At 51.6% G+C, this 12,254-nt stretch carries 11 protein-coding genes; 7 read left to right on the forward strand and 4 right to left on the reverse strand.

Translation table 11 applies throughout. From position 1 onward, the window contains the following. The first annotated feature begins 127 nt into the window (after positions 1-127). From NF683_RS02380 to NF683_RS02395, 4 genes are read left to right on the forward strand one after another with little or no spacing between them, the layout of a single operon-like run. Positions 128-481, forward strand: coding sequence for a DUF805 domain-containing protein (locus tag NF683_RS02380; protein ID WP_089039687.1), 354 nt, complete (start codon positions 128-130; stop codon positions 479-481). Between the two features lie 13 nt (positions 482-494). After that, positions 495-1,142 (forward strand): hypothetical protein, encoded by a 648-nt coding sequence (locus NF683_RS02385; protein WP_232471390.1) that lies wholly within the window; start codon positions 495-497, stop codon positions 1,140-1,142. Beyond that, the gene (locus tag NF683_RS02390; protein WP_253921179.1) at positions 1,111-1,812 is read left to right on the forward strand and encodes a response regulator transcription factor; all 702 of its coding nucleotides are present in this window, start codon (positions 1,111-1,113) and stop codon (positions 1,810-1,812) included. The genes NF683_RS02385 and NF683_RS02390 overlap by 32 nt, the downstream gene beginning before the upstream one ends. Next, a complete protein-coding gene (locus NF683_RS02395) occupies positions 1,805-3,181 on the forward strand; it encodes a sensor histidine kinase N-terminal domain-containing protein (protein WP_089039689.1) in 1,377 nt (458 codons plus the stop codon). The genes NF683_RS02390 and NF683_RS02395 overlap by 8 nt, the downstream gene beginning before the upstream one ends. 82 nt (positions 3,182-3,263) lie before the next feature. Here NF683_RS02395 and NF683_RS02400 read toward each other — a convergent pair whose 3' ends face one another. From NF683_RS02400 to NF683_RS02415, 4 genes are all read right to left on the reverse strand, one after another. Beyond that, positions 3,264-4,772: a tripartite tricarboxylate transporter permease gene (locus NF683_RS02400; protein WP_089039690.1), complete on the reverse strand. Its 1,509-nt coding sequence runs from the start codon at positions 4,770-4,772 to the stop codon at positions 3,264-3,266. 9 nt (positions 4,773-4,781) lie between these two features. After that, positions 4,782-5,231: a tripartite tricarboxylate transporter TctB family protein gene (locus NF683_RS02405; protein ID WP_022522304.1), complete on the reverse strand. Its 450-nt coding sequence runs from the start codon at positions 5,229-5,231 to the stop codon at positions 4,782-4,784. Positions 5,232-5,314: 83 nt separating this feature from the next. Beyond that, the gene (locus NF683_RS02410; protein WP_089039691.1) at positions 5,315-6,328 is read right to left on the reverse strand and encodes a Bug family tripartite tricarboxylate transporter substrate binding protein; all 1,014 of its coding nucleotides are present in this window, start codon (positions 6,326-6,328) and stop codon (positions 5,315-5,317) included. Between the two features lie 119 nt (positions 6,329-6,447). Beyond that, entirely contained in the window at positions 6,448-7,368 is a 921-nt protein-coding gene (locus NF683_RS02415) for an alpha/beta hydrolase (RefSeq protein WP_089039692.1), read from the reverse strand. 253 nt (positions 7,369-7,621) lie between these two features. Here NF683_RS02415 and NF683_RS02420 point away from each other — a divergent pair, with 253 nt between their 5' ends. From NF683_RS02420 to dauA, 3 genes are all read left to right on the forward strand, one after another. After that, positions 7,622-8,038: a hypothetical protein gene (locus tag NF683_RS02420; protein WP_332459872.1), complete on the forward strand. Its 417-nt coding sequence runs from the start codon at positions 7,622-7,624 to the stop codon at positions 8,036-8,038. A gap of 204 nt (positions 8,039-8,242) precedes the next feature. Then, positions 8,243-10,291 (forward strand): choline BCCT transporter BetT, encoded by a 2,049-nt coding sequence (gene betT, locus NF683_RS02425; RefSeq protein ID WP_089039693.1) that lies wholly within the window; start codon positions 8,243-8,245, stop codon positions 10,289-10,291. A gap of 200 nt (positions 10,292-10,491) precedes the next feature. Continuing rightward, a complete protein-coding gene (gene dauA, locus NF683_RS02430) occupies positions 10,492-12,243 on the forward strand; it encodes a C4-dicarboxylic acid transporter DauA (RefSeq protein ID WP_253921180.1) in 1,752 nt (583 codons plus the stop codon). The last annotated feature ends 11 nt before the right edge of the window (positions 12,244-12,254 follow it).

Here is a 12,254-nt window from a genome sequence, read left to right on the forward strand (position 1 = left end):
TTGCTTAACGCTCGTCATTTTGTCCTACATCCCTTTCCTGGACGTCCTCGAACCTGATCGAGGACGCAGACACGCTAACTAAGCACGTACTTTTTACGCATCAACAGCCTCTGGATAGGAGAAAAGCATGCACTGGTATTTTGATGCTTGGCAGCGTTACGCACAATTTTCAGGAAGGGCATCACGAGAAGCTTTTTGGATGTTCTTCCTAGTGAACATCCTTATATCGGTGGCGTTTTTTTTAGCGGAAACCTTCTATCAACCGACATGGAAAATAGAAGCGATTTACAGCCTAGCAATTTTTCTGCCCCTGTTGTCTTTAACCGTGCGAAGACTGCACGACACTCACCGTTCTGCTTGGTGGTTGTCAGTGGTCTTGATTCCCGCCATCGGCATGGTGATGTTGCTCATCTTACTAGCCTTACCGAGCGAGCCACCTATCAACGATATGGACTATCCACAACATGGTAATACGCTTTAAGTTGGAGAAGACAATGAAAGGTGTTAATAACCTGCACCATTTATTTACCCGCTTGTGCACACTGTTAGTGTTTTTAACGTTGCCAGCTTACAGCCATGCTACTAATAACACAGGCTCGACAGAGCATGATGAGCAAGTGATGCCAGGTGACATAAAAGGCGTGGTGATCATTGAATCACCAAAAACAGGCGCTTTATTACAGCTGCGAGGTATTGCCGGAAGAGGCATGCTCATTAGCAGAGAAACGCCTACCCAACAGAAAGATGAAGCCCACTGTGTATCTGTACCGATGCGTTTCGCCGCGGGTGACTTTGGCGGTTCTAGCATTGGAATTCGCTCAGCAGAGCCGATTCAGCTAGTGATTTATGACGACGAAGTCATGCAAAAACTCACCGTAGGAGACGAAGTTGTCAGTGAAGACTACGACATCACAGGTCAAAATGAAGCCAGGTTGGGTGATATCAAAATCATATCCGGCTTAACACTCAGCTACGGCTTCGTGCTCAACCCAGGCGAATGGTCTTGGCTGTCAGTGTTCGGACAGGCTCAAAATGAAGTGAGCTGTGAGCGTCTCAATATCAATGGTACAGACCCCATTGATACCGCACTGGGTAACAACAGGATTGCTTATGAAAGTGCTAGTAGTAGAAGACAACATTAATTTAGCTAACTCTATTGCAGCCACTCTACTTGAGGCTGCCTTTAGCATTGATGTCGCCGACAATGGAAGAAAAGCACTCCATATGCTTGAGCAAGGTGGATACGATCTGTTGGTGTTGGATCTCGGCCTACCTGAACTGGACAGCATCTCCCTACTGCGCAAGCTACGTCATCAGCAGAATACGATTCCTGTCTTAATCATCTCAGCAAGAGACAGTCTTGATCAGCGCATACATGGCCTTGAAGTAGGTGCAGACGACTACTTATGCAAGCCTTTTTCACTGGAAGAGGTCGCAGCGCGGGCGCGGGCATTAGTACGGCGTGCCAAACACTTTGGTGGAGAAACGCTACAATGCGGGCGCTTAGAGTTTCTCCCCGATGCCATGGAGCTGCGCCTAGATGGAAAACCTTTGCTATTGCACCGCCGAGAGTTAGAAGTTATGGAATACCTGCTGATAAACCAAAATCGCCTCGTTAATAAGGATCAAATTATCGACCGATTATCTACCTCCGATGAGTCGGTTAGCTACGCCGCAGTAGAAACGTACATTTCTCGGATTCGTAAAAAGATTGGCTACGATTTCGGCTTAAAAACGGTACGCGGCCTGGGCTATTACCTGGAAGCTAAAGACTGCAAACCTAAAGACATGAAAGCCCCTGGCGATGCATAAACGCCAATCGATCCGCAGTCGGCTGCTTTTATGGATTGGACTGCCTTTCACCGCCCTCGCGATCTTGGCATTGATCTCTAGTCACCTGCTGTTGTCTCGGCAAATTAATGCCACCTTTGATGATCTGCTACTTAACGCAGCTCAGCGGCTGGAGCGTCGAATTTACACGGTGGATGGTGAGCTGCGCATCAATATGCACTATTTCAGCATCAGTACACTTGGCAGCAGAGGCGATGGGAAAATATTCTATCGCATTAAAGAGTCTGAAGGTGGCATGATCGCAGGCTTTAGCGGTTTATCAGATCCTCCCAGAACGTCTCAAGCGCCCATTTTCTATGACGTCGACTATGCCGGTAATGCATTACGCGCCGTGGCGCTTACACTGCCCTTTTACCGAGGTGGTGAATCGGTAGACATTGAAATAGTGGTAGCCGAATCAAAAGAAGCGCGCCACACGCTCACTAATGACTTTATGGTAACGCTTTCAGGGTTAATGGCCGTAACAGGCCTACTGGCAATTTCCATTGCCCTATTAGCCATTCATCTAGGTCTGGCACCTCTCAATACGGCAAGCCAGGCGTTGCGACAACGCTCACCCAATGACTTGCACCCCTTGGATGATGCCGCTCCCAAAGAGATTTTGCCGCTCATCCAGAGTATTAACCATTTGATGCAGCGTATGCGGCGCAGCATTGAAAGCACTCAACAGCTCAATGCCGATGTTTCGCATCAGCTTAGAACGCCCATTTCAGAGATTCGCGCATTAACCGAGGTGTCGCTTAAAACGCCCCTTCCTTCACCAGCGCAGACTAATCTAAAAGAGATTCAACGCATCACCGAACATGCCAGCCACACCGTGAAGCAACTACTTAAATATGCCAAAACGCGCAGCGAGTTGGTTGATATATCTCACTTGGAGAACGTCGATTTAGTAGCGATTTGTCAGGAAGCCTGCGCTCAAACTGCCCCCACTATCTATAAGCTAGGCCAAGAGCTCGCATTTGAAAAACATCAAGCGATACCGAATGTCATTGGCGACCCTATTTTGTTGCGCTGGTTAGTCACCAATTTAATTGAGAATGCCAGCTTGCATGCAGGTGGAGAGCATGTTTACCAAGGCGTCATCACCGTTGCACTAACGGCTGACGCAGGCCAAGTAATATTAACGGTGAGCGATGAAGGCACTGGCGTAGATGAAGCACAAATCTGCAAATTGACCGAACGCTTTTTCCGCCACAACAAACACTCTTCTGGTAGCGGGCTGGGGCTGGCCATTGTAGAGCAGATTGCGATCACTCATTCGGCACAACTGTCTCTGGGCAACCGACCACAGGGTGGGTTTAAAGTCTCTGTGACATTCTCTACATAACAGAGGCATTGGCTACTCGCACCCTACATTGTGAGTGCGAGATAGCGGTTCAACGTCAGACGATTCGTTGCAACATGTCAAATCATTGTTGAATGGCTGCTTGGCGTGCTTTAAGCCGCTTCATGAGCAGCTGGCTGAACAGCGAGATTAGCAACAGTGCAAAAATTGCTAACGTGACTGGGCGCTCAAAAACGTAGGTAATATCACCACCACTGATTTGATAGGAGTGAAGTAACGATTTTTCAGCCAGCGAGCCCAGTAACATGCCGATCACGGCGGCGGGTACGGAGTAGCCATAGTGGCGAAATATCCAACCGATCACCGCAAACACCAGCACCGTAGCGGGCCCAGTCATATTGCCGGTTAGCCCGAAGGATCCCATTATCGCAAGCACCAACACAGAAGGAATCAAGTAGCGCATGGGCACTTTGACAATATTGGCCAATAGCGGAATAAACAGTAAGCCAATAATTACCAATAAAAATACCTGGGCAAAGTTAGCGAAGATGATCGCGTAAACCACATCGGTTTGTTGGCGAATAAACTGCGGGCCGCCAGTGATATTATGCATAGCAAACGCCGCTAACATTACCGCTGTAGCGCCACCGCCGGGAATCCCTAGTGCCAGCAGTGTTGCCATCGAGCCCCCTTCGGAGCTGCTGTTAGCCGCTTCAGACGCCACGACCCCTTTCGGATTGCCCTTCCCAAATGAATCAGGATCCCGATCACGGCGCTTAGTTTCTATGTAAGAGAGCAGGTTAGACACGGATGAGCCCACACCAGGTACCGCTCCTACCAACACCCCGATCAAACCACCCCGAATCATCACAACGGGGTAGCGCATCGCCATTCTGCAACCTTCGAAGATCTCACTCACCTTCACTTTGCGGGCATCGGCAGATTCAACGATGAAGCCTTTATTAGCTAGCTTAAATAGCTCTGAGGCGGCAAACATCCCCATCATGGCAGGAATGACGGGGATGCCGTCCAACAGGTAAGTCTGCCCCATCGTCCCGCGTGCTAAACCAATTTCGCTAAACCCAATCGTCCCCACTAACAGCCCGACAAATCCTGCAATCAAGCCTTTAAGCACCTGTTCGCCTTTTAAGCTCGCAATCAGCGTCATCCCCCAGAGAATCACTACAAACATCTCTGCTGGCCCCAATCTCAGCACCATGTAGGAAAGCGGCTGTATCATAAAGAACAACACCACGTAGCCCATCAGCGCACCAATAACCGAGGAGGCTAACGCGACACCTAACGCCTGGTTATGCTGCCCCTTCCGCGCCATGGGGTAACCATCAAACGCGGTTGCGATTGCCGAAGAGGTGCCCGGAATATTCATCAAAATGGCTGGGATACCGGCACCAAATGAGCCGCCAGTAAAAATAGCGGTAAGAAACAACATGGCTTGAATAAAGTCCATGTACATGGTCATCGGCAGGAAAATAGCCATCGCCATTGATATCTGCAGGCCTGGCGTTGCGCCAAAAATAAGCCCCAGTACGATACCCGGTACTACTACCAACCAAGGGCCAAAATTAGAAAAAAGCAGATCCAAACTCTGCCCTACTGCGCCAAAATCAATCATGGTATCTCCTCAGCTTGGAAGCAGCAGCAGTGTCATTGGATACGGCAGCATCTGCGAGAAAAAGAACGCGACACTCAGCCCAAAAGCGACACTATAGCCACCTACCAACAACCAATTTCGCTCCCCCTTGAGGATCAGGAAAAGCGCCAGAAACGCTACGGTGGCAATATCAAAGCCTATCGCTTCAAGCGACAGCACATAGACGGCGAAGAGACCCACAACAGGTAATGTTTTATGCAGCGGTTCTTCTTCAGAGGAGCGAAACAGCGAGCCGTGTTTAATACGCAGGATCAACTCGAGTGCAATAATCGCTAACACGATAACGGCAAGTGGCAATATAAGCAGCAGGTTTTGCGGTGTGGCGGATACGCGAATGGCGTCTAATAAATACCATAGTGTAAAGCCAGCCAGACCCATGAGAACGATAAAGTCCCCATAGTCACGTTTACATTCAGACATGGTAAAACCCCATACTGGCCCCTCATTAATGTGAGGGGCCAGCTATCATGGAAGGATTAGCTCGGAAAAGCTGTTCGTGAAAACTAGTTAAGCAAGTGAGCGTACTTTTCAAACACCTGATAGTTTTCGCGCATCAGCTCGTTGGAGCGCTCTGGGCCTACCCAAACGCCGCCCATTTCGTTGCGCTCAAGCTGCTCTTGAACATCTTTGCGGGCAAGCGCACTTTGAATAGCCGAGGAGATCTTCTCAAAACGCTCAGGATGCTGGCGCTCCATTTCACTGGTCACTGCAAAGCCGCGCATTGAGCCCTGAAGAACGGGCACCTCAAGATTCATCGGCGCCAGCGCTTCATTTATTGGAAGTGCATCCCACTGCTCAATGCGTTCATCACTTACGATCGCCAATGGGGTTAAAAACTCACGGATCCCCTCACTGCCCTGGGCACTAATAGAGACGAAATCCACCTGTCCACCCGCTACCGCTGAACGAGCTTCGCCACCGCTGTTATAGGTCACCAAGTTGAGGTTATCTTGGGGAATACCTGCTTCATCAAGTAGCAACCGCACCATTAAGTGACCAGCAGAGCCTTGAACCACCGCACCGCGTACTTGACCCTCTTCTTCGCGGATCGCTTCAAGCAGGCTTGGCAGGTCTTCATAACCGCTGTCTTTATTTGCAGCGATTAGATCCAAATCAAACCACTGGAAGTTGATATAGGAAAAGTCGTCGACACTAAACTCTGCATCACCAGTAAGGATCGAGTTGGTTAAGTACGGAGCAAACGTCGAGGCATAGACGGTATAACCATCATCAGGCACGTTAAGAACGTAATTAGAAGCAATCTGAGTACCCGCACCGGGGCGATTAGTGACTTGTACCGGTACACCTAGCTCTTCGGAAATAGGCCCTGACATCATGCGGGTCATACGATCCGCGCTTCCGCCGGTGCCAAAACCTACCACCATATTGAGCGGTCGAGAGGGAAAGTCGTCAGCTACAGCAGGAAGCGCCATTGATAGAGAGGCAATGGCGGCCGTTGCCCCTACCAATATCGATTTGATATCGAACGATAAGGAAGCACTGGAAGTGTTAAACATAGCGTGGCTCTCTTTTTATAGGTTTGTTTGGTTTTCGCACAGATATCTCTCAGTGAGCCTAGAACGCTACTCCCCGAAACTGTCATCAACCTTGCATAAAACCAGAACGCAACTAAAGTCTAATCCTTACTGACTACCTGCCGATTAAGAAACGCGATTCCCGCGTCAATAGCGCTACCACGCAGCAGAAAGCTGGCAAAATGCCCATAGCCACGCTGTAAGTAAAGCTCGCTTTCAGTGCCCTGGGCCTGGAGTGCTTGATAGAAGTCAGTTGCGTGATCAACGGGCACTAGCTGATCCCAACTGCCATGAAACAGAAAAAACGGTGGTGCCTGAGGGGTGATTTGCCGCGCAGGTGAAGCCAGCGCATAGGCCTCTGGTTTTTCGGCGCGGGTGCCGCCAATAAAGTCGACCACCAAGCGGCCGTCATCAAACTTCAGCAGGTCACTGGGTAAACCGCCGACCAACACCGCTGCTAGCTTTGTGTGCTCGCCACCATAAGGATCGCCAAGCGGGCCTTCATCGCCAGCCAAGGCAAGCAGGCTTATCAAATGTGCGCCAGAAGAAAAGCCAACGCCCACGATGCGGTCAGTGTCCACTTGCCAACGCTCAGCGTTACTGTGAATCCAGCTCATCGCCTGTTGCAAATCATGTAGCTGTTCAGGGAATCGGTACTCGGGAGCAAAGCGGTGCTCAATATTCACTGTCACATATCCCTGCTCTGCTAACTGCTCAGCAATCGCCTCCATGTCGTCAGGTCCACGGTTGCGCCAGCCACCGCCATGCACAATGAGCGCAGCTGGTCGACGCTCTGCGTCTGATGCGTTCGGCAATAGCACCTGGGCGCTCAATGTTTGCGCCCAATCATCAGGTGTATAACGTTGGGCGGGTAGTCGAGTAAAGGTCTGCGGGGTGTTCAGCATCCCCTGCTCAATGGCAGGTAGGCCCTGGCTGGCTTGATGCGTTGCACCGCAGCCACTCATCAAGAGAGTCAGCGCGCTTACGCCCAGGTATCGACGCATAATACGTAAATCCAGCATGTAAAATTCCTCAATACGCCCCCTCAATACAGTTTTTAATCACAGGTCTTAAGTCCAGGTCTTAAGTCCAGGTCTTAAGTCCAGATCTTAAGTCCAGTTGTTAAATCCAGTGAGCCCCCAACCCAAGTGATTGTGACCGTGTAAGCTAAAATAAGGTCACGGTTGTTGCACACTTTGTGCAAACGTTTTACACCAAGCCCCTAGATACTGACATCGATAAACTGCCACTTTTTTAAACGTTTCGAGGTCTGTTATGAACATGTCACTTCGCCAATTATTTGCTCCTGCACTACTTGCCGTTGCCCTTATGCCTTTAGCCTTCAGCGCCAATGCCAGCCACCATAGCAGTGCAGGTATTGACCGCGAAGCAATGCAGGAACGCATGGAAGAGTACCGCCAAGAAGCTTATCAACGCGCCGGTTTAAGCGAAGAGCAGCAAACTGCCTTAAACGAAGCACGCGCTGAACACCGAGATGCCATGCTGTCGCTGCGCGAAGAGCACCAGGCCCAGGTGGCCGAGATCCTAACCGAAGAAGAGCAACAAGCGCTGCGCGATGCCATGCGCGAGATGCATGACGAGCGTCGCCAGGGTGAAGGCGCTCATGGCAAGCGCGATCATGAGCGTCGTGGACACCATAGCGAACCTGCAGAGGAAAGTGCGGCAGAGTAAGCGTTTATTAAACGTCAAACCCTGCTCTAACGCCCGGCCTAGCCGGGCATTTTTGTTTCTATACTCCTGAAAAGCGCTTTATCCGCGGGTCTGAACGCTGCCCCGTGACTTGAAGTGAGCACTTAAACCGCGTATTTTATTTGAACGTTCATTCAAAAATAACGCTGTTTTTAATTCTTGTCTTAACAACAGGAGTCCGCCTCCATGGCGAAAGACAACCCCAACCTCCCCTCACGCGACCGCCTCAATCCCGTGGTTTTCCACGGGAGCGTGGCGGGAATTCTGCTTTTCTTGATTCTTACCATGCTGTTTACCGAACAGGCTGGCGCTTTCTTCGATGCTGGGCTTGCCTGGGTTAGTAAAACATTCGGCTGGTACTACATGCTGGCGATTGTGGCTTATCTGGTATTTGTGGTGATTATTGGCATGTCGCGCTTTGGCAGCATTCGCCTTGGCCCAGATCACTCACGACCTGAGTTTTCGCTGCTATCGTGGTCAGCCATGCTGTTTGCTGCAGGTATCGGTATTGACCTGCTGTTTTTCAGCGTTGCTGAACCGGTCGCCCACTATCTGGCACCCCCTGATCTAGCGCCTGAAAGCCAAGAGGCCATGCGTCAGGCCGTCGTTCAAACCTATCTGCACTGGGGGCTTTCCGGCTGGGGGCTGTACGTGTTGATGGGTATGGCGCTGGCCTACTTTAGTTACCGCCATCGCTTGCCACTGGCGATCCGTAGCGCTCTCTATCCAATTTTAGGCAAGCGTATCCACGGGCCGATTGGTAACGCCGTAGACATTACCGCTGTTGTCTCCACTGTATTCGGTATCGCCACTAGCCTGGGTATTGGGGTGATGCAGCTCAATTACGGCCTCACCTACATGTTTGGTGTGCCTGAAACCCTCACCGTACAGGTGATTTTGATCGTCCTGGTCGTGGTGTTGGCAACCATTTCTGTGGTGACTGGCGTCGAGAAAGGCATTCGCCGTCTTTCTGAGTTCAACATGCTGCTCGCGCTAGCGCTGATGCTATTTGTACTCTTTTCAGGCGATACCCTGGTCCTACTAGATAAAGTGGTCAATAACGCCGGTGACTACCTTTCTGGGTTTGTGGGTGCCAGCTTTGACACCTACGCGTTTGCCGATGAAGGCGCCCAAGAGTGGAAAATGTGGTGGACGATCTTCTTCTGGGGCTGGTGGATTGCCTGGACACCGTTTGTCGGCCTTTTCTTGGCACGTATTTCACGTGGCCGTACCATCCGCGAATTTGTCGCTGGAGCGTTGTTTATTCCGCTGGCCTTTATGATGGTATGGATGTCGGTGTTCGGTAACAGCGGCATTGAGCTGGTGGCCAACCAAGGAGTGGTCGAGCTGGGTGAACAGGCACTCAACACGCCGCAAACCACGCTTTATACACTGCTTGAGTACTACCCTTACGCAGGCCTTACTGCAGCCGTAGTAACGGTACTAGGGATTGTGTTCTTTATTACCTCTGCGGATTCCGGTGCACTGGTACTGGCCAACTTCACTTCTATTTTGAGTGACGTTAACCATGATGCGCCAATCCGTCTGCGTATTTTCTGGTCGGCAGTGATTGGCTTGATCACCATCGCCCTGTTAATGGCTGGCGGCTTAAACGCTCTGCAAAGTGCCGTGGTGATTACCGCCCTGCCTTTCTCATTGGTGATTTTCGCCGTCATGGTGGGAATGTATAAAGCCCTGAAACTGGAAGGCAGCAAGGCCGACGCACGTCGTATGATTGCCGGTGGCGCACCCGGCGGCGACTGGCGCGAGCGTTTGGATCGTGCGCTGGATACCTCTAACCGTGCGGGTGCCGCAGCAACCATTCAGCACTCTATTCGCCCAGCGATGACGCAATTTGCCCAAGAACTTGAAAGCCGAGGCCAAACCGCCAACGTTACCGAAGAGCATCTTGATGGCGAGTCGCTTCCCAATCTGACGTTGCAGGTTGACCTGGGCGATGCCACTAGTTTTGTCTACCAGGTATGTCCGCACCGTATGCGTACCCCCAGCTTTATACCTGCGGATGACGACTTCTATGTCCGTTTGGACGTGTACTTAGCTGAAGGCGGTCAAGATAAAGACCTGAACGGCTATACCCGTGGTCAAGTGATTGGTGATCTCGTGGCAGAGTACGAACGCCATCTACACTTCCTTACTCTGGCAGGTCAACAGATGGGCCATGTGCAAGCAATGCCAGGCACCATCGGCGAGCCGCCCGAAGACTCCCAGATGTAATGGCGTAAGTCTTTAAGTGAAAAGAGAAATCCCAGCCTACGTGCTGGGATTTTTTTATGCCCGAAAAACGCCCTGATGACGCCCCCACAACTAACGCCATATTGTGAGAATCACTGAGCAGGCGTAACGTAAAACTTTGTTTTTCCAATTGCTTGTTTTCCCACTTGCTTGTTTTTCAACTTTATTAGGAGACTTGCCTGATGGCCCGCGCTCATCGACCTTCGGGATACGCCTTTCCAGTGCCGGGCAGTGCACTATTCAGCGCTTGGCGCGAGGGGTACACGCTTGCCAAATTGAAGCGTGATGTCATGGCGGGGCTGACGATTGGCGTGGTAGCCGTCCCACTTTCTATGGCGTTGGCGATTGCCACTGGCGTGCCGCCCCAACACGGGCTTTATACTGCGATTGTCGCGGGTGCAGTGATCGCTTTGACGGGTGGCTCGCGTTTTAACATTTCCGGCCCCACCGCTGCCTTTGTGGTAATTCTATTTCCTATTGTCGCCAACCATGGCCTGGGCGGACTGCTGATCGCCACACTGATGGCGGGCGCTATTTTGGTCGCACTGGGGCTTTCTCGGTTAGGCAGCCTGATTCAGTACATGCCCTACCCGGTTATCCTCGGCTTTACGGCGGGCATCGGGGTAGTCATTGCGCTCCTACAACTACCTGACTTTCTTGGCTTGGCCGGAGTAGAGCTAGGCGATAGCACCCTGCATAACCTAGTGCTGACTGGTCAAGCGCTACCCAGCCTTTCTCCCGCAGAAATCAGCGTGGGAGTTGTTACCTTGGCGGCACTGCTCATCTGGCCCCGCTTGAATACGCCCATTCCTGCCCCGCTGATAGGCTTGGCAGTGGGCACTCTGGCCGCCGCTTTATTGACGATGAGTGGCGTTGAAGTCGACACGATCGCCTCACGGTTTAGCTGGGAGTTCCAAGGTGAAAGCGGTAGCGGCATTCCCCCCTTTGCACCTAGCGTTGCGGCACCCTGGCACTTTCCTGGCGCTGACGGTACACCACTTGAGATTAACTTCGCGCTAATTCAAGCGCTGCTTGGCCCAGCGCTAGCCATCGCGTTACTGGCGGCCATTGAATCACTGCTCTGCGCCGTCGTGGCAGATGGTCTAACCCGCACTCGACATGATCCTAATGCTGAACTGATTGGTCAGGGACTGGGCAACTTAATCGTGCCCTTCTTTGGCGGCATTACCGCCACAGCAGCGCTTGCCCGCACGGCGACCAACATCAAAAGCGGCGCCTTCTCACCTATCGCCGCAGTAGTTCATTCGCTGGTGGTGCTACTCGCGGTAGTCGCGCTGGCAGGCGTTCTGGGACATGTGCCTATGGCGGCCCTGGCTGCGCTACTATTTATCATCGCCTGGAATATGAGCGAGGCACGACACTTTGTGCATACACTGAAAAGTGCCCCCGCTAGCGATGTGTGGGTGCTGGTGATCTGCTTTGGGCTAACGGTACTTTTTGACATGGTGATTGCGGTGGCTGTCGGTATTGGCTTGGCCGCCGCGTTGTTTATTCGCCGCATGGCCCAGTTGACCCACACTCAACGCTTAGACACACCCGATAAAGACGCGCACTTCCCGCCGGAAGTCGCCCTTTACAAAATTCACGGTCCACTATTTTTCGGTGCCGCTGAAAAGGCGATTGCCACGCTAAGAGTGATTGATCACAGCGTGCGAATTATCGTTCTGGATATGCGCGAAGTTCCCAGTCTGGATACCACGGCCATGGTGGCGTTAGATACGTTGCGTCGTGAGCTGAGCGAACAAGGCGTAGGAGTGATGTTTGTTGGGCTGCAGCCGCGCCTGGCACTCAAAATTAAACGCGCGGGCATTAAGCGTGAAGTGGGCAAATTAGCGGTCGTGAGCAATCTTGCCCACGCCGAGCGTATGGCACGACGCTGGTTAGAAAAGAAAGATTCAGTAGATATTGAATAGACGGCAGGGAA

Source organism: Halomonas sp. MS1 (genome assembly GCF_024182575.1).
In the GTDB taxonomy this organism is placed as follows: domain Bacteria; phylum Pseudomonadota; class Gammaproteobacteria; order Pseudomonadales; family Halomonadaceae; genus Vreelandella.